Source organism: Pseudomonas sp. 5Vm1k (assembly GCF_056161485.1).
This window is the reverse complement of the sequence record NZ_JBSPCZ010000003.1, coordinates 241,870-258,968: the sequence shown is the minus strand read 5'-3', so window position 1 is coordinate 258,968 and position 17,099 is coordinate 241,870. Positions and strand designations below refer to the sequence as shown.

Here is a 17,099-nt window from a genome sequence, read left to right as displayed (position 1 = left end):
TAATAGCCTGGCCAGCAGACTATCGCTCCCGAACCTGGCGACCCCAACGTGAAGGGGCTCCGCTGCCGCCGCCTGAGGAGAAAATTAGAAATGACCTTCGTCGTCACCGACAACTGCATCAAGTGCAAGTACACCGACTGCGTAGAAGTCTGTCCGGTGGACTGCTTTTACGAAGGCCCGAACTTCCTGGTGATTCACCCGGATGAGTGCATCGACTGCGCACTGTGCGAACCAGAATGCCCGGCCGTGGCCATCTTCTCCGAAGATGAAGTCCCGGAAGACATGCAAGAGTTCATTCAGCTGAACGTTGAACTGGCCGAAATCTGGCCCAACATCACTGAAAAGAAAGAATCGTTGCCAGACGCTGAAGAGTGGGATGGCAAGAAAGGCAAGATCAAAGACCTCGAACGCTGATTACCCCGCGTTCCCGAAAAGGCCCCTTGTGGGCCTTTTTGCTTTTCCGGGAACCCCTCTAAAAAGATCAAAAGATCGCAGCCCTCGGCAGCTCCTACGCGCCTGTGGGCGCTGCCGAGGGCTGCGATCTTTTGACTTTTCTGCAGGCAAAAAAAAAGGGGCGGTTTGACCCGCCCACATTTTTTCCCTATTCCCTGTGTTCCTTTTCATCATCCTGATGAACCGCATCCTGCGATGTCCTTTCCCCTCTTCCTTGAAGGGCGTGTCTATCCGTCGACACAACCCAGATACTAGAGAATTCCCCGGTAGGAGCAACCGCACTTCCCTGGCGAAACGCTCTGTCATATGCACTTCACAAAACAAAATATCTATATAAGTCAGCCGGTTAGCATGACGTCGTTTTGAAAATGGCCAACTACCAACCTGTAAAAATAACGAACACTTACGAAAGAGTAAGCAAAGTCTTACATCGCAATACTACGAACCCGAGATTTCTCCCAGGCAACAAAAAGCCCCGAACCAGTCGGGGCTTTTTGGTGCCATTGCGTGAATGCCTTATTGAAACAGCGACTCACTCGACAGGCCGTTCTTCTCGAGAATTTCTCGAAGGCGTTTGAGCCCTTCCACCTGGATTTGCCTGACCCGCTCCCGGGTAAGGCCGATCTCCAGGCCTACATCTTCAAGCGTGCTGCTCTCGTGACCGCGCAGGCCGAAGCGGCGTATGACCACCTCGCGTTGCTTGTCGGTGAGCTCCGAGAGCCACTGATCGATGCTCTGAGACAGGTCATCGTCCTGTAGCAGTTCGCACGGATCGGTTGGACGATCGTCAGTAAGGGTGTCCAGCAGGGTTTTATCCGAATCCGGACCCAGCGAGACGTCGACCGAAGAAACCCGCTCGTTCAGGCCTAGCATGCGCTTGACCTCGCCTACCGGTTTTTCCAGCAGGTTGGCGATCTCTTCGGGTGAAGGTTCGTGATCGAGCTTTTGCGTCAGCTCCCGTGCGGCCCGGAGGTACACGTTGAGCTCTTTGACCACATGGATCGGCAACCGGATGGTCCGGGTCTGATTCATGATCGCGCGCTCGATGGTCTGACGAATCCACCAAGTTGCGTAGGTCGAAAAGCGGAAGCCGCGCTCAGGGTCGAACTTTTCCACTGCCCGGATCAGGCCGAGGTTGCCCTCTTCGATCAGGTCCAGCAGCGACAAGCCACGATTGACGTAACGCCGGGCGATTTTCACCACCAGCCGCAAGTTACTTTCGATCATGCGCTTGCGCCCGGCCGGATCGCCACTTTGCGACAGGCGCGCAAAATGAACTTCTTCTTCCGGGGAGAGCAGCGGGGAAAAGCCGATTTCATTGAGGTACAGCTGCGTGGCATCGAGTGCCCGCGTGTAGTCGATGTACTTGTGTTGCTTTAACGAAGCGGAGTGTTTGGATTTGGCGCGAACGGAAGGCGGTGCAGCCCCTTCATCATTCGACATCGAATCCGTAGCGATGCCGGTCTCCATAAGGAGAACCTCATCGTCGATGTCAAACTCCGGCACTTCTTTACTGAGAGCCATTGTTATAGTCCTTTGGTGAGTTCGACCTCAAGCTCAAGCGGCGCCTTTATCCTTGGCAACGCTGGAGCCTGTTCCCTCTACGTGACGGAACAGGCTGGCAACAAATCAACGACGTGGCAGGAATTGCAGCGGATCTACAGGCTTACCTTGTCGGCGAATCTCAAAATGCAGTTTCACCCGGTCTGTACCCGTTGACCCCATTTCGGCAATTGTCTGTCCGACTTTGACCTGCTGCCCCTCCCGAACCAACAGCCTGCGGTTATGTCCGTAGGCACTGACGTAGGTATCGCTGTGTTTGATGATGACTAATTCGCCGTAGCCCCTTAAGCCACTCCCGGCGTATACCACCGTCCCATCAGACGCAGCTAAAACAGGCTGTCCCAAATCCCCGGCGATATCAATTCCTTTATTCAAACTACCGTTTGAAGAGAATTTTCCAATTAATATGCCATTAGAAGGCCATCCCCAGCCGGTCGGGGCCGGGCCTGCTGGAGGCAGTGGCGCGGGTGCTGACTTGTTGGCGACGGACGGTGCAACCACCGCTGTAGTCGTGGTTGCGCCATTCGGCTGGCGTCGAATTACCGTGGTTTTCAACGACGATGAAGGCGTTGAATCCGACGCGCTGGCCACTGCCGTTGGCGTTGAACCGGTACGACCATCAAAGCGAATTGTCTGACCCGGATGGATCGTGTACGGCGTAGGAATATTGTTCCGAGCGGCGAGGGCTTTGTAGTCCCAGCCGTAGCGAAAGGCGATCGAGAACAGGGTGTCTTTAGGTCGAACGACGTATTGACCCGTCGTCACTGCCGGACGCTGGGCGACCGCATTGTTGCGGTCCACTACGCCCACGGTGCTCGACTTGGTGCTGGAGCAACCGACCAGCAACGTGCTCAAGACAAGGCCAGTCACCAGGCGCTGAAAGCTTGTTGTACTCATACGCTGCGCAATGACTGTGAGACTCACCCGCCGCTCCCTTTGTGGTGGCTGAAAAATGTGGTTTGCCGTGATCCGGCACGAAATGTCGCAAGTATAACGGGCCGTACAGGCTTTACCTTTAATGAAGCGAAATCGCTTCTCGCACACGTTTGCTGCCTGACGATAAAACCCGTTTAACTGATCGATGCCGCTGTAAGACCCAGGCAATCGAAGAGAATTCAGCGCGCGAAAACAAATGCTCAGGCCAGTGGCCCGTTGAGCAGTGGAACGAAGCGCACCGCCCCCAGAACGCGCCGGGAAAAGCCCTGTTCTTCACGGATGATCAGCATCAATTGCTGGACCTCACCGGAGCCGACCGGGATCACCAGACGCCCGCCCGGTGCCAACTGATCGAGCAGTGCCTGGGGCACGTCGGTGGCAACGGCGGTGACGATAATGCCGTTATACGGCGCCAGTGCCGGCCAGCCTTCCCAGCCATCGCCCCAGCGGAACACCACGTTGCGCAGGTTCAGTTCGACCAGGCGTTCCTTGGCCCGATCTTGCAACACCTTGATGCGCTCTACGGAAAACACCCGCTCTACCAGTTGCGACAACACGGCGGTCTGGTAGCCCGAGCCAGTACCGATCTCCATCACCTTGTCCAACGGACCCGCCTCCAGCAGCAACTCGCTCATGCGGGCCACCATATAAGGCTGGGAGATGGTCTGGTTGTTGCCGATCGGCAGCGCGGTATCTTCGTAGGCCCGGTGCGCCAGCGCCTCGTCGACAAACAGGTGACGCGGTGTACGGCGGATCACTTCCAACACCTTGGCGTTGGAAATCCCCTCTTCATACAGTCGCTGAATAAGCCGCTCGCGGGTTCGCTGAGAGGTCATGCCGATGCCGCGACGCAGCATATCGTCTTGTTCACGAGACATTAACGCAGCCCCTCCAGCCAGCCATCGAGACTTCTGAAGGCATCATTGAAGGTGCGATCCAGTTGTAGTGGAGTGATTGAGACATAACCCTGCATCACCGCATGGAAGTCAGTACCCGGGCCGCCATCCTCGGCATCCCCTGCGGCCGCAATCCAGTAGCCGGACTTGCCGCGCGGATCGACGACTTTCATCGGCGCCGCAGCGCGGGCGCGATGCCCGAGGCGGGTCAACTGAATGCCGCGGATGTGGTCCAGCGGCAGGTTGGGAATGTTCACGTTCAGCACCGTGCGCGGTGGCAGCTGGAGGTCAGCATGGGCTTCGACCAGTTTGCGCGCAAAGTAGGCGGCTGTGGGAAGGTTCTCTACTTGGCGTGAGACCAACGAAAAGGCAAACGAAGGACGCTCCAGGAAGCGACCTTCAAGGGCCGCCGCCACGGTGCCGGAATACAACACATCGTCCCCCAGGTTCGCGCCCAGGTTGATACCGGAAACCACCATGTCCGGCTGGCGCTCCAGCAAGCCGTTAAGGCCCAAGTGCACGCAATCGGTGGGTGTGCCATTGAGGCTGATAAAGCCGTTGGCCAGGGTTTGCGGGTGCAACGGACGGTCGAGCGTCAGCGAACTGCTGGCGCCGCTCTTGTCCTGGTCCGGGGCGATAACCACGCACTCGGTGTAATCCGCCAGCGCAGCATAAAGCGCGGCGAGACCGGGTGCGGTTACCCCATCGTCGTTAGAAATCAGAATACGCATGGGCTGTCCGTCTGCCCCACCGGCACCAGATCGACGAGTTCGCGCACCAATACGGTGGCGAAGCATCCGGCCGGGAGGACGAATTCCAGTTGCAGAATGTCAGGCTCGGGATAATGCCACGTCAACCCACCAATGGGCAGCCGCAGGATGCGACGTTCGTGGCTCATTCCGGCGTTAATCAACCAATCGCGCAAGTCTGCTTCGCGGCTGGCGATTTCCTGCTCCAGTTCATGGACAGCGCCCGTCGCTGGCGAGTCACCTTCGCCCCATTGCGGGCCGGTCGGATGCAGGTCGAGAATCGCCAGACGCGGGTCGCTGCACTCCGCTTCACCGGCCGGAAAAAAGCTGCGACTGTCGGTGAAGGCCAGCAGATCACCCACCTGGGCACGCTGCCAGGTGCCATCGGCCACACGCGCCGCCAGCACTTGGTTGAACAGAAAACTGCGAGCGGTGGAGAGCAGGCGCGAACGCACATTGCGCTGCTCCGGCAACGCTTTACGCGCGGCCCAGGCACGGGCATCGACGACGTTGCCGCCGTCAAAGCCAAAACGCTGGGCGCCGAAATAATTGGGAATGCCTTGTTGGGCGATCAATTGCAGACGTTCTTCGATCGCCGCCTTGTCGCCGGCAAACTGGGTCAGGCGCAAGGTGAAGCCATTGGCCGAGTGGGCACCGCGTTGCAGCTTGCGTTTGTGCCGGCCGGTCTTGAGGATTTTCAACGTGTCGTTTTCGGCCGCCGACAGATCAGGATCGGCCTTACCCGGCAGTTGCACGCTGAACCACTGGCGGGTCAGCGCCTGACGGTCCTTGAGGCCCGCATAGCTGACGGTGCGCAACGGCACGCCGGCAGCCTTGGCGATCCGGCGTGCCGCTTCTTCGGTGTTCAAACCGCGCTTTTCCACCCAGATCCACAGGTGCTCGCCGTCACCGCTGAGCGGGATATTGAGTACTTCGTCGACCTGGAAATCTTCCGCCGTAGCTTTCAGTACCGCAGTGCCGAGGGCTTCACCATAGGCTCGCGGGCCGAGCAGTTGCGACTCGTTCATGCGCGCAGCAACAAAGCAACGGAATGCACGGCAATGCCTTCTTCGCGACCGACAAAGCCAAGCTTCTCGGTGGTGGTAGCTTTCACGTTCACTTGATCCAACTCAACTTGAAGATCCGCGGCAATCAGCGCGCGCATCGATTCGATATGCGGGGCCATTTTCGGCGCCTGGGCAACGATGGTGTTATCGACGTTGCCGACTTTCCAGCCTTTGGCGTGGATCAGTGCGACGACGTGACGCAACAGCACACGGCTGTCGGCGCCCTTGAATGTCGGGTCGGTGTCCGGGAAGTGCTTGCCGATATCACCCAGCGCAGCCGCGCCGAGCAAGGCATCGCTCAAGGCGTGCAGCAGGACGTCACCGTCGGAGTGAGCGAGCAGCCCGAAGCCGTGTGCAATGCGCACGCCGCCCAGAGTAATGAAATCGCCTTCAGCGAAACGGTGCACATCATAGCCGTGGCCAATACGCATAAAAAAACGCCCCGATTTTTGTCAGGGCGTGATTCTACCTGCATTAGGCGCTTAGGGCGCGCGCGTGATGCTGTAAGTGATCGCCTATAAAGCTGGCGATGAAGAAATAGCTGTGGTCGTAGCCCGGTTGCAGGCGCAACGTCAGCGGATGACCGGCCAGTTTGGCTGCCTGTTGCAGGGCTTCAGGCTTGAGTTGAGTGGCGAGGAAATCGTCGAGATCACCTTGATCGACCAGCAGCGGCAACTGCTCATCGGCTTCAGCGATCAGAGCGCAAGCATCCCATTCGCGCCACTTCGAACGGTCCTCGCCCAGGTAACGGGAAAAGGCCTTCTGACCCCACGGGCAATCCATCGGGTTGTTGATCGGCGAAAACGCCGACACCGACTGATAACGCCCCGAATTGCGCAACGCACAGACCAGCGCCCCGTGACCACCCATGGAATGACCGCTGATGCCGCGCTTATCCGATGCAGGGAAATGCGCTTCGACCAATGCCGGCAATTCCTGCACGACATAGTCATGCATCCGATAGTGCCGCGACCACGGTTCCTGCGTGGCATTCAGATAAAACCCGGCGCCGAGCCCAAAGTCCCAGGCGCCATCCGGATCGGCCGGCACATCAGCACCGCGCGGACTGGTGTCCGGTGCAACGATGATCAGCCCCAGCTCGGCGGCCATGCGCATGGCGCCGGCCTTTTGCATGAAGTTCTCGTCGGTGCAGGTCAGGCCGGACAGCCAATACAGCACCGGCAATTTGCCGCCCTGCTCCGCTTGCGGCGGCAGGTACACGGCGAACACCATGTCGCAGCCAAGCACTTCGGAGCGATGCCGGTAGCGTTTGTGCCAGCCGCCGAAGCTTTTCTGGCAGGAGATATTTTCCAGGCTCATGACCGACCTCAGAAATGGATGACGGAACGGATGCTCTTGCCTTCATGCATCAGGTCAAACGCCTTGTTGATATCTTCCAGGCCCATGGTGTGGGTGATGAAGGTATCCAGCGGGATTTCGCCGGTTTCGGCCATTTCAACGTAGCTCGGCAATTCGGTACGACCACGCACGCCGCCAAATGCCGAACCGCGCCAGACGCGACCGGTCACCAACTGGAACGGACGGGTCGAGATTTCCTGGCCGGCACCAGCCACGCCAATAATCACCGACTCGCCCCAACCCTTGTGGCAGCACTCAAGGGCTGCACGCATCAATTGCACGTTGCCGATGCACTCGAAGGAAAAGTCGACGCCGCCATCGGTCATGTCGACGATGACTTCCTGGATCGGACGGTCGAAATCTTTCGGGTTCACACAATCGGTTGCACCCAGTTGCTTGGCGATCTCGAACTTGGCCGGGTTGATGTCGATGGCAATGATCCGCGCAGCCTTGGCTTTGACCGCACCAATCACCGCCGACAAACCGATACCGCCGAGGCCGAAGATGGCGACGGTGTCACCGGGTTTTACCTTGGCAGTATTGAGCACCGCGCCGATGCCGGTGGTGACACCGCAGCCGAGCAGGCAGACTTTTTCCAGTGGCGCTTCTTTCGCAATCTTGGCGACGGAGATTTCCGGCAGCACGGTGTATTCGGAAAAGGTCGACGTCCCCATGTAGTGGAAAATCGGCTGGCCTTTGTAGGAAAAGCGCGAAGTGCCATCTGGCATCAGGCCTTTGCCTTGGGTGGCACGAATGGCCTGGCAAAGGTTGGTTTTGCCCGACAGGCAGAATTTGCACTGGCGGCATTCCGGGGTGTACAGCGGGATCACATGATCACCGACAGCCACCGAGGTCACGCCTTCGCCGATGGCTTCAACGATGGCGCCACCTTCGTGACCGAGGATTGACGGGAAGATGCCTTCCGGATCGGCGCCGGACAAGGTGTAAGCGTCGGTGTGGCAAACACCGGAAGCCACGACACGCAGCAGGACTTCACCGGCCTTCGGCATGGCGACATCGACTTCAACGATCTCGAGGGGTTTCTTGGCCTCGAAGGCAACGGCGGCGCGCGACTTGATCATGCTGACTCTCCAGTGAATAAAAACGAGACAAGGAGTGTAATACACCGCCGTACGATGAATAATCGGGACAAATGCAAAATATTATTGCCATACAGGGATAATCCTTGATGTCGGAAAATCGCTGGGAAGGGATCGACGAGTTTGTCGCCGTCGCCGAGTGCAGCCAATTCACTGCCGCTGCCGAGCGTCTTGGAGTTTCTTCCTCCCATGTCAGTCGACAAATCGTACGCCTGGAAGAACGCCTTCAGACGCGCCTGCTATATCGCAGCACCCGCCGGGTCACGCTGACCGAGGCAGGGCAAACGTTTCTGCAACACTGCCAGCGTTTACAGGATGGCCGCGAAGAAGCCTTGCGCGCGGTCGGCGACCTGACCAGCGAACCCAAGGGCATGCTGCGCATGACCTGCGCCGTGGCTTACGGCGAGCGCTTTATCGTGCCGCTGGTAACCCGGTTCATGGGGCTTTACCCGCAACTGCGGATCGACATTGAACTGAGCAATCGCCAACTCGATCTGGTGCACGAAGGCCTGGACCTGGCGATCCGCCTCGGTCGCTTGCAGGACTCACGACTGGTGGCGACACGCCTGGCACCGCGGCGCATGTACCTGTGCGCATCACCGTCCTACCTGGAACGGTATGGTCGCCCACACAGTTTGTCGGAATTGAGTCGGCATAACTGCCTCATCGGCAGTTCAGACCTGTGGCAACTGGAACAGAACGGGCGGGAATTTTCCCAGCGGGTGCAGGGAAACTGGCGTTGCAACAGTGGACAAGCGGTACTGGATGCGGCGCTACAAGGGGTGGGGTTGTGTCAGTTGCCGGACTATTACGTGCTGGAGCATTTGCACAACGGCGCGTTGATTTCGTTGCTGGAGGCGCATCAACCGCCGAATACGGCGGTGTGGGCGCTTTATCCACAGCAACGGCATCTGTCGCCGAAGGTGCGCAAGTTGGTGGATTTCTTGAAGGAAGGATTGGCTGAGCGGCCGGAGTATCGGGTTTGATGGTTTGAAGATCAAAAGATCGCAGCCTCGTTGCACTCGACAGTTCCTACAAGTGCCGTACGGTGAACGCGGACAATGTAGGAGCTGTCGAGTGCAACGAGGCTGCGATCTTTTAGCGCCGGTTAGCCCAACGCTGGCGCAACCATTCCAGGTCTTCGGGGCGGGTGACCTTCAGATTATCGGAGCGCCCTTCGATCAAGCGTGGCGCCATACCTGACCACTCCATCGCCGACGCTTCATCGGTAATCACAGCGTCCGCAACCAGACTGTCCGCCAAGGCTCGATGCAACGCCCCCAGGCGAAACATCTGCGGCGTAAAGGCTTGCCAGATCACGCTACGATCCACGGTTTCAACAACACGACCGTGCTTATCAACCCGCTTCAAGGTATCGCGCGCCGGCACCGCCAGCAGTCCGCCGACCGGGTCATCCGCCAGTTCACTCAATAACTTATCGAGATCGTCCCGGGACAGATTCGGTCGTGCGGCATCATGCACCAACACCCAATCCTCATCATCAGCGCCCAACGCGTGCAAATGCAGCAACGCATTAAGCACCGATCCGGAACGCTCCGCGCCGCCCTCGACCCGCTGAATGCGAGGGTCGGAGGCACATGCCAGGTTCGGCCAATAAGGATCATCAATCGCAAGACTGACCACCAACCCCTTCAGGGCAGGATGATCAAGGAAACAGCCGAGGCTGTGTTCGAGAATAGTGCGCCCGCCCAGTTGCAAGTATTGCTTGGGACGGTCCGCGGCCATACGGGCACCGACGCCCGCGGCAGGAATTACGGCCCAGAAGGCCGGTAACGACTGGATCATTGAGCCAACTGGTAAAGGGTTTCACCGTCCTTGACCATACCCAACTCATGACGAGCCCGCTCTTCAACGGTCTCCATGCCTTTTTTCAGCTCACTGACTTCAGCGTCCATCACCCGATTGCGCTCGAGTAAACCTTCGTTCTCGGCGTGTTGATCCGCAATCTGCTGAGTCAGCTCGGCCACTTGCGCCAGACTGCCATTTCCCACCCACAGGCGGTACTGCAGGCCAGCCAGCAGCAGGAGCAAGACGAGGAACAACCAATTGGGACTGCGCATCGAATATCAGGTATCCAGTGAAAAAAGACAGCCATGCCAAAACTATGAAGCTTCTGATAGCACGAAGCCTGGAAGACCCAGGCTTGTGCTCTTAAGGCATCAGATTAGTGGCAAAAACGTCGCTGTCGCGATTTTTTCGACACAATCCGCTGTCTTTTTAACATCTAACGATCAGCCGCGAAACTCGCTGCGACCGTTGTACTTGGCTTTGCCGTTCAACTGCTCTTCGATACGCAGCAGTTGGTTGTACTTGGAAACGCGATCGGAACGGCACAGGGAGCCGGTCTTGATCTGGCCAGCCGCGGTGCCCACTGCCAGGTCGGCAATGGTCGAATCTTCGGTTTCGCCGGAGCGGTGCGAGATCACGGCGGTGTAACCAGCGGCCTTGGCCATCTGGATGGCTTCCAGGGTTTCGGTCAGGGTGCCGATCTGGTTGAACTTGATCAGGATCGAGTTGGCGATCTTTTTATCGATGCCTTCTTTCAGGATCTTGGTGTTGGTCACGAACAGGTCGTCGCCCACCAGTTGGATTTTCTCGCCGATCTTGTCGGTGAGGACTTTCCAGCCAGCCCAGTCGGACTCGTCCAGGCCATCTTCGATGGAGATGATCGGGTAACGCTCGGTCAGGCCTTTGAGGTAGTCAGCAAAACCTTCCGAGGTGAACACATGGCCTTCGCCGGACAGATTGTATTTACCGTCTTCGTAGAATTCGCTGGCTGCGCAGTCCAGTGCCAGGGTCACGTCGGTGCCCAGTTTGTAACCGGCGTTGGCCACGGCTTCGGAGATCACTTTCAAAGCGTCTTCGTTGGAGGCCAGGTTTGGTGCGAAACCACCTTCGTCACCGACCGCAGTGCTCAGGCCACGGGCCTTCAGCACAGCTTTGAGGTGATGGAAAATCTCGGTACCCATGCGCAGGCCTTCCGAGAAAGACTTGGCGCCAACCGGCTGAACCATGAATTCCTGGATGTCGACGTTGTTATCGGCGTGCTCGCCACCGTTGATGATGTTCATCATCGGAACCGGCATCGAGTAAACACCCGGGGTGCCGTTCAGGTTGGCGATGTGAGCGTACAGCGGCAGGTCCTGGTCCTGTGCTGCTGCCTTGGCCGCAGCCAGGGAAACGGCGAGGATCGCGTTGGCGCCCAGGGAACCTTTGTTTTCAGTACCGTCGAGCTTGATCATCGCGTGATCGAGGGCTTTCTGGTCGCTTGGGTCTTTACCCAACAGCAGGTCGCGAATCGGACCGTTGATGTTGGCTACGGCTTTGAGTACGCCCTTGCCCAGGTAACGGCTTTTGTCGCCATCACGCAGCTCGAGTGCTTCACGCGAGCCAGTGGAAGCACCGGACGGCGCGCAAGCGCTACCGATGATGCCGTTATCGAGAAGCACGTCCGCTTCGACGGTGGGATTGCCACGGGAGTCGAGAACTTCACGACCTTTGATGTCGACGATTTTTGCCATTGTTGTAAACACTCCAAAGTTGACGAAAACGACGCAGCTAGAGGAAATCTTTTACCGTCGGCAAGTGATGTGCAGCGGGCAGGCTTGCGGACGATAAGGCTCAGGCCCGCGGGCCTGAACATTAAATCGTGCGGTACTTTACCGGAGAAATGAGGTTTACGCGGTTTCTACCGTCGGAAAACTCTTAACCAGTTCGTCCAAAGCTTTGAGCTGGGCCAGGAATGGCTCCAGTTTGTCCAGACGCAAGGCGCAAGGGCCGTCGCATTTGGCGTTGTCCGGGTCCGGGTGGGCTTCGAGGAACAGACCCGCCAACGACTGGCTCATGCCAGCCTTGGCCAGATCAGTGACCTGGGCGCGACGACCGCCAGCGGAATCGGAGCGACCGCCGGGCATTTGCAGCGCGTGAGTCACGTCGAAGAACACCGGGTATTCGAACTGCTTCATGATGCCGAAGCCGAGCATGTCGACGACCAGGTTGTTGTAGCCGAAGCTCGAACCGCGTTCGCAGAGGATCAACTGATCGTTACCCGCTTCCACGCACTTGCTCAGGATGTGTTTCATCTCGTGCGGTGCGAGGAACTGGGCTTTCTTGATGTTGATCACCGCGCCGGTCTTGGCCATCGCGACCACGAGGTCGGTCTGGCGCGACAGGAAGGCCGGCAGTTGGATGATGTCGCAGACTTCAGCGACGACCGCGGCCTGTTCAGGCTCGTGGACGTCGGTGATGATCGGCACGCCGAAGGCTTGCTTGATGTCCTGGAAGATCCGCATGCCCTCTTCCAGGCCGGGGCCACGGTAAGAGGTCACGGAGGAACGGTTAGCCTTGTCGAAACTGGCCTTGAACACGTAAGGGATACCGAGTTTCTCGGTGACCTTGACGTACTCTTCGCAGACCTGCATCGCCATGTCGCGGCTTTCCAGCACGTTCATGCCACCGAAAAGCACCATCGGCTTGTCGTTGGCAATCTCGATATCGCCTACACGGATGATCTTCTGCGCCATTGGTTTCACGCCTTCTTCTGGTGTTGAGTCAATGCTGCTTTGACGAAGCCGGTGAACAACGGGTGACCGTCGCGCGGTGTCGAGGTGAACTCAGGGTGGAATTGGCAAGCGACGAACCAAGGATGATCCGGTGCTTCAACCACTTCGACCAGCGCGCCATCACCGGAACGACCGGAGATTTTCAGGCCGGCTGCCATGATTTGCGGCAGCAGGTTGTTGTTCACTTCGTAGCGATGACGGTGACGCTCGACGATCACATCTTTGGCGTAGCAATCGTGAACCAGAGAACCCGGCTCCAGCAGGCAATCCTGTGCGCCAAGGCGCATGGTGCCGCCCAGGTCGGACGTTTCGGTACGGGTTTCGACGGCGCCGGTGGCATCTTCCCACTCGGTGATCAAACCCACGACCGGGTGACCGCTTGCACGATCAAACTCGGTGGAGTTGGCGTCTTTCCAGCCCAGCACGTTACGAGCGAACTCGATCACGGCCACTTGCATGCCCAGGCAGATGCCCAGGTACGGAACCTTGTTTTCACGAGCGTATTGAACGGCGGTGATCTTGCCTTCCACGCCGCGCAGACCGAAGCCGCCCGGTACGAGGATCGCGTCGACACCTTCCAGCAGCGCGGTGCCCTGGTTTTCGATGTCTTCGGAATCGATGTAGCGCAGGTTGACCTTGGTGCGGTTGCTGATACCGGCGTGACTCATCGCTTCGATCAGCGACTTGTAGGCGTCCAGCAGTTCCATGTACTTGCCGACCATGGCGATGGTGACTTCGTGCTCAGGGTTGAGCTTGGCGTCGACCACGGCTTCCCACTCGGACAGATCGGCGCCGCCACATTGCAGGCCAAAACGCTCGACGACGAAATCATCCAGGCCCTGGGAATGCAGGATGCCCGGGATCTTGTAGATGGTGTCGGCATCTTCCAGCGCGATCACCGCGCGTTCTTCAACGTTGGTGAACTGGGCGATCTTGCGACGCGACGAGATGTCGATCGGGTGATCGGAGCGGCATACCAGCACGTCAGGCTGCAGGCCGATGGAACGCAGTTCCTTGACCGAGTGCTGAGTTGGCTTGGTTTTGGTTTCGCCGGCAGTGGCGATGTATGGCACCAACGTCAGGTGCATCAGCATCGCGCGCTTGGCGCCGACTTCGAAACGCAATTGACGGATCGCTTCGAGGAACGGTTGCGACTCGATGTCACCCACGGTGCCACCGATTTCGACCATGGCCACGTCGGCATCGCCGGCGCCCTTGATGATCCGGCGCTTGATTTCGTCGGTGATGTGCGGGATCACCTGGATGGTGGCGCCCAGGTAATCACCACGGCGCTCTTTGCGCAGGACGTGTTCGTAGACACGGCCGGTGGTGAAGTTGTTGTTCTGGGTCATGGTCGTGCGGATGAACCGCTCGTAGTGGCCCAGGTCCAGGTCGGTCTCGGCGCCGTCGTGGGTGACGAACACTTCACCGTGCTGGAACGGGCTCATGGTGCCCGGGTCAACGTTGATGTACGGGTCCAGCTTCAGCATGGTGACCTTAAGTCCCCGCGCCTCCAGGATGGCCGCCAATGAAGCCGAGGCAATGCCTTTCCCCAATGAAGAAACAACACCGCCCGTGACGAATATGTAGCGCGTCATGAAAAACCCTAGAAGTCTGCGTTAAAGCGGTCCGAGCCGCCGGGGAAAGCGAAGGAAGGCCGAAGCCCCCGATCACCTGCATTAATCACAGTGCATCTTTCAAAAAAACCGCCGCGTTGGGACAGACCGGGAGATGAAACACCGGTGCGTTGCTCGCTACACATTTTTTGGAATCGCCCAGCAAAGACTGCTTGGTAATCGGCAACTCCTGCAATTCAGGCGAATCCACAGAAGTTGTATCAAGAAGGGAGCGTAGTCTACCGGAAAGCCCCTTTCAGCTCAAACCTTGATCTTCGCTTGGCGGCTGCCAATGTAAATTCCAGCCGTCCTGTGTCGTGCCGTTCAGCCCCCGCAGCCCCGCCACCGCCAGCAATTGCTCGCCGCGATAGAGCAGCGGCAATCTGCCACGGGCAAATGACGGTACGCCACTTTCATTAAGCAAACGCTTCAGGTCGCGGTGACCGCGCTCAGGCAAATTCATGATTTCACCGCCTAAACGATAGCGGATACGCAACGGACCGTCGGGGATTTGGCCCGTCAGTGTGAGCAGGCCATTATCGAGCAACGCCAGCGGCAACGTGGGGTCCGCCCAGCGTCCAGCCTCTGGTGGCGTGCGCAACCAGGCGCCGGACAACCACCAGATACGCCCTCCCGCACGGCGCAATTCACCGTCCGCCAGCCGCCAGACTGGACGGGCATCGCCAGTAGCATCGCGAAGATCTTGCCAACCCGACCAATGGTCGCTGTCCGGCAGTCGAGTCCGGGTCGCCAACCAGTGACTCAAGGCATTACGTTGGCGAGCGGCGGACAGTTTTCCCAGCGAGGACAATTCCAGGGACGGCACTCCCAACCAATCGAAATCACTGCGACTGCCCGCCTCGCCCAGATCAATCTGCGCCAACTCATCCAGCAAGCCTTGGGCTTCGCGTAGATGCGCCGCACTTCGGGCCATAGTCGCTTGCGCTTGCGGCCAACGCTCGGTCAACACCGGGAATACCTGATGCCGCAGGTAATTGCGCGAAAACTGTCGATCCTGATTCGAAGGATCTTCGATCCAGCTCAATTGATGCGCGGCGGCATACGCCTCAAGTTCCGCGCGGGTGACATCCAGCAGCGGCCGCAGCAAGTGCCCCCGCCCCAATGCACGCTCACTCGGCATCCCCGACAACCCCCGCACCCCAGCCCCGCGCAACAGTCGAAACAGCAGGGTTTCTGCCTGGTCGTCACGATGCTGGGCAGTCAACAGCACTTCATTGGCTTGAGTGGCCTTGATGAAGGCGCCATAACGCGCATCCCGGGCGGCACGTTCAAGGCTGGCACCTGACTGAACCTGGACGTGAACAACCTCTAGTGGCACACCCAGCGCATCACAGACCGACTGACAATGAGCTGGCCACGCATCAGCCGCAGGCTGGAGACCGTGATGAATATGGATGGCGCTGAGCGTCGGCAGGGATTGGGTTTTTGCGAGGTGTGCAAGAAGGTGCAGCAGGACGGTGGAGTCGAGGCCGCCGGAGAAGGCGATGCGCCAGGTTGTCGCGGTGCGCCAAGGCTTAAGGTTCAGCAGAAGCCTAGCAGGCAGATCAATCATGGACTGGCTCATATCGATCACTTCACACAAAACAAATGTGGGAGCGGGCTTGCTCGCGAAGGCTGCCTAACATTCAACACACAAGTTGAATGTTATACCGCTTTCGCGAGCAAGCCCGCTCCCACATGGGTACAGCGAGGTCAGATCAGAGACCGTAGCTCATCAGACGCTCGTAACGACGGGCCAGCAGCGCTTCGTTGTCGAACTTCTTCAGCATCGCCAGTTGCGCGCTCAGCTCGGCACGGATCGAAGCCGCTGCAGCAGCCGGGTCGCGATGGGCGCCGCCCAGAGGCTCGCCAATCACTTTGTCGACGATACCCAGGCCTTTCAAGCGCTCAGCGGTAATGCCCATGGCTTCAGCAGCATCCGGGGCTTTCTCGGCGGTTTTCCACAGGATCGACGCGCAACCTTCCGGCGAAATCACCGCGTAGGTCGAGTACTGCAGCATGTTCAACTGATCGCAAACACCGATTGCCAATGCACCACCGGAACCACCCTCACCGATAACGGTGGCGATGATTGGGGTCTTCAGGCGTGCCATGACGCGCAAGTTCCAGGCAATCGCTTCGCTCTGGTTGCGCTCTTCGGCGTCGATACCAGGGTAAGCACCCGGGGTGTCGATGAAGGTCAGGATCGGCATTTTGAAACGCTCGGCCATTTCCATCAGGCGGCAAGCCTTGCGGTAGCCTTCCGGACGCGGCATGCCGAAGTTGCGGCGAACCTTCTCGCGCACTTCACGGCCTTTCTGGTGACCTATGATCATCACCGGTTCATCGTCCAGACGGGCAATGCCGCCAACGATGGCAGCGTCGTCGGAGAAGTGACGGTCGCCGTGCAGTTCGTCGAACTCGGTGAAGATATGTTCGATGTAGTCCAGGGTGTATGGACGTTTCGGGTGACGCGCCAGACGCGCGATCTGCCAGCTGGTCAGCTTGCCGAAGATGTCTTCGGTCAAGGTGCTGCTTTTGTCCTGCAGGCGGGAGATCTCATCGCCGATATTCAGCGAATTGTCATTACCGACCAAGCGCAACTCTTCGATCTTGGCTTGCAGGTCGGCGATCGGCTGTTCGAAATCTAGAAAATTCGGGTTCATAGGCGTCCGTCTTGGGTCGACATCCAAGAGAGCTTGGGCCGGCCGGTTGTCTATTCGCGCCCTACCTTAAGGGAGAGGCGCGTTCAGGTCGAGATTAAAAATTCAGGTCGA

At 58.5% G+C, this 17,099-nt stretch carries 17 protein-coding genes; 2 read left to right on the top strand and 15 right to left on the bottom strand.

The features are described 5' to 3' along the window. Nucleotides 1-90: 90 nt before the first annotated feature. On the top strand, nt 91-414 hold the full coding sequence (gene fdxA, locus ACWIKB_RS07640; protein ID WP_100938647.1) for a ferredoxin FdxA: 324 nt from the start codon (nt 91-93) through the stop codon (nt 412-414). Nucleotides 415-969: 555 nt separating this feature from the next. Here the strand turns inward: fdxA and rpoS are convergent. From rpoS to ACWIKB_RS07600, 8 genes are all read right to left on the bottom strand, one after another. Further along, on the bottom strand, nt 970-1,977 hold the full coding sequence (gene rpoS / locus ACWIKB_RS07635; protein WP_054047143.1) for an RNA polymerase sigma factor RpoS: 1,008 nt from the start codon (nt 1,975-1,977) through the stop codon (nt 970-972). Nucleotides 1,978-2,082: 105 nt separating this feature from the next. After that, nucleotides 2,083-2,940, bottom strand: a complete 858-nt coding sequence (locus ACWIKB_RS07630) for a peptidoglycan DD-metalloendopeptidase family protein (RefSeq protein WP_475266038.1) — start codon at nt 2,938-2,940, stop codon at nt 2,083-2,085. Between the two features lie 212 nt (nt 2,941-3,152). Next, a complete protein-coding gene (locus ACWIKB_RS07625) occupies nt 3,153-3,788 on the bottom strand; it encodes a protein-L-isoaspartate(D-aspartate) O-methyltransferase (protein WP_173860469.1) in 636 nt (211 codons plus the stop codon). Between the two features lie 41 nt (nt 3,789-3,829). After that, nucleotides 3,830-4,579, bottom strand: a complete 750-nt coding sequence (gene surE, locus ACWIKB_RS07620) for a 5'/3'-nucleotidase SurE (RefSeq protein WP_403027918.1) — start codon at nt 4,577-4,579, stop codon at nt 3,830-3,832. After that, on the bottom strand, nt 4,567-5,625 hold the full coding sequence (gene truD, locus ACWIKB_RS07615; RefSeq protein WP_475266037.1) for a tRNA pseudouridine(13) synthase TruD: 1,059 nt from the start codon (nt 5,623-5,625) through the stop codon (nt 4,567-4,569). The genes surE and truD overlap by 13 nt, the downstream gene beginning before the upstream one ends. Beyond that, nucleotides 5,622-6,095, bottom strand: a complete 474-nt coding sequence (ispF, locus tag ACWIKB_RS07610) for a 2-C-methyl-D-erythritol 2,4-cyclodiphosphate synthase (RefSeq protein ID WP_010462780.1) — start codon at nt 6,093-6,095, stop codon at nt 5,622-5,624. Before ispF ends, truD begins: the two co-directional genes overlap by 4 nt. 43 nt (nt 6,096-6,138) lie before the next feature. After that, a complete protein-coding gene (fghA, locus tag ACWIKB_RS07605) occupies nt 6,139-6,984 on the bottom strand; it encodes an S-formylglutathione hydrolase (protein WP_475266036.1) in 846 nt (281 codons plus the stop codon). Nucleotides 6,985-6,992: 8 nt separating this feature from the next. Beyond that, nucleotides 6,993-8,105, bottom strand: coding sequence for an S-(hydroxymethyl)glutathione dehydrogenase/class III alcohol dehydrogenase (locus ACWIKB_RS07600; RefSeq protein WP_008054058.1), 1,113 nt, complete (start codon nt 8,103-8,105; stop codon nt 6,993-6,995). A gap of 107 nt (nt 8,106-8,212) precedes the next feature. Here ACWIKB_RS07600 and ACWIKB_RS07595 point away from each other — a divergent pair, with 107 nt between their 5' ends. Next, nucleotides 8,213-9,109 carry a LysR family transcriptional regulator gene (locus tag ACWIKB_RS07595; RefSeq protein WP_475266035.1) on the top strand — a complete coding sequence of 299 codons (897 nt, stop codon included), beginning with the start codon at nt 8,213-8,215 and terminating at the stop codon, nt 9,107-9,109. A 112-nt stretch (nt 9,110-9,221) separates the two neighbouring features. On the opposite strand, the gene ispD is transcribed toward ACWIKB_RS07595, so the two are convergent. From ispD to ACWIKB_RS07560, 7 genes are all read right to left on the bottom strand, one after another. Next, on the bottom strand, nt 9,222-9,929 hold the full coding sequence (gene ispD / locus ACWIKB_RS07590; protein WP_475266034.1) for a 2-C-methyl-D-erythritol 4-phosphate cytidylyltransferase: 708 nt from the start codon (nt 9,927-9,929) through the stop codon (nt 9,222-9,224). Continuing rightward, nucleotides 9,926-10,204: a cell division protein FtsB gene (gene ftsB / locus ACWIKB_RS07585; protein ID WP_008028992.1), complete on the bottom strand. Its 279-nt coding sequence runs from the start codon at nt 10,202-10,204 to the stop codon at nt 9,926-9,928. The genes ispD and ftsB overlap by 4 nt, the downstream gene beginning before the upstream one ends. A 171-nt stretch (nt 10,205-10,375) precedes the next feature. Then, the gene (gene eno / locus ACWIKB_RS07580) at nt 10,376-11,665 is read right to left on the bottom strand and encodes a phosphopyruvate hydratase (protein WP_054047161.1); all 1,290 of its coding nucleotides are present in this window, start codon (nt 11,663-11,665) and stop codon (nt 10,376-10,378) included. Nucleotides 11,666-11,821: 156 nt separating this feature from the next. Further along, entirely contained in the window at nt 11,822-12,667 is an 846-nt protein-coding gene (kdsA, locus tag ACWIKB_RS07575) for a 3-deoxy-8-phosphooctulonate synthase (protein ID WP_421139262.1), read from the bottom strand. 5 nt (nt 12,668-12,672) lie between these two features. Further along, on the bottom strand, nt 12,673-14,304 hold the full coding sequence (locus ACWIKB_RS07570; protein ID WP_475266033.1) for a CTP synthase: 1,632 nt from the start codon (nt 14,302-14,304) through the stop codon (nt 12,673-12,675). A gap of 274 nt (nt 14,305-14,578) precedes the next feature. After that, entirely contained in the window at nt 14,579-15,907 is a 1,329-nt protein-coding gene (tilS, locus tag ACWIKB_RS07565) for a tRNA lysidine(34) synthetase TilS (RefSeq protein WP_475266032.1), read from the bottom strand. Nucleotides 15,908-16,040: 133 nt separating this feature from the next. After that, nucleotides 16,041-16,988 (bottom strand): acetyl-CoA carboxylase carboxyltransferase subunit alpha, encoded by a 948-nt coding sequence (locus tag ACWIKB_RS07560; RefSeq protein WP_475266031.1) that lies wholly within the window; start codon nt 16,986-16,988, stop codon nt 16,041-16,043. Nucleotides 16,989-17,099: the final 111 nt, after the last annotated feature.

Bases quoted from the DNA above. Each gene is read 5' to 3' on its own strand.
- fdxA (WP_100938647.1), top strand. From the start codon at position 91: ATGACCTTCGTCGTCACCGACAACTGCATCAAGTGCAAGTACACCGAC.
- rpoS (WP_054047143.1), bottom strand. From the start codon at position 1,977: ATGGCTCTCAGTAAAGAAGTGCCGGAGTTTGACATCGACGATGAGGTT.
- ACWIKB_RS07625 (WP_173860469.1), bottom strand. From the start codon at position 3,788: ATGACCTCTCAGCGAACCCGCGAGCGGCTTATTCAGCGACTGTATGAA.
- surE (WP_403027918.1), bottom strand. From the start codon at position 4,579: ATGCGTATTCTGATTTCTAACGACGATGGGGTAACCGCACCCGGTCTC.
- truD (WP_475266037.1), bottom strand. From the start codon at position 5,625: ATGAACGAGTCGCAACTGCTCGGCCCGCGAGCCTATGGTGAAGCCCTC.
- ispF (WP_010462780.1), bottom strand. From the start codon at position 6,095: ATGCGTATTGGCCACGGCTATGATGTGCACCGTTTCGCTGAAGGCGAT.
- fghA (WP_475266036.1), bottom strand. From the start codon at position 6,984: ATGAGCCTGGAAAATATCTCCTGCCAGAAAAGCTTCGGCGGCTGGCAC.
- ACWIKB_RS07600 (WP_008054058.1), bottom strand. From the start codon at position 8,105: ATGATCAAGTCGCGCGCCGCCGTTGCCTTCGAGGCCAAGAAACCCCTC.
- ACWIKB_RS07595 (WP_475266035.1), top strand. From the start codon at position 8,213: ATGTCGGAAAATCGCTGGGAAGGGATCGACGAGTTTGTCGCCGTCGCC.
- ispD (WP_475266034.1), bottom strand. From the start codon at position 9,929: ATGATCCAGTCGTTACCGGCCTTCTGGGCCGTAATTCCTGCCGCGGGC.
- ftsB (WP_008028992.1), bottom strand. From the start codon at position 10,204: ATGCGCAGTCCCAATTGGTTGTTCCTCGTCTTGCTCCTGCTGCTGGCT.
- eno (WP_054047161.1), bottom strand. From the start codon at position 11,665: ATGGCAAAAATCGTCGACATCAAAGGTCGTGAAGTTCTCGACTCCCGT.
- kdsA (WP_421139262.1), bottom strand. From the start codon at position 12,667: ATGGCGCAGAAGATCATCCGTGTAGGCGATATCGAGATTGCCAACGAC.
- ACWIKB_RS07570 (WP_475266033.1), bottom strand. From the start codon at position 14,304: ATGACGCGCTACATATTCGTCACGGGCGGTGTTGTTTCTTCATTGGGG.
- tilS (WP_475266032.1), bottom strand. From the start codon at position 15,907: ATGAGCCAGTCCATGATTGATCTGCCTGCTAGGCTTCTGCTGAACCTT.
- ACWIKB_RS07560 (WP_475266031.1), bottom strand. From the start codon at position 16,988: ATGAACCCGAATTTTCTAGATTTCGAACAGCCGATCGCCGACCTGCAA.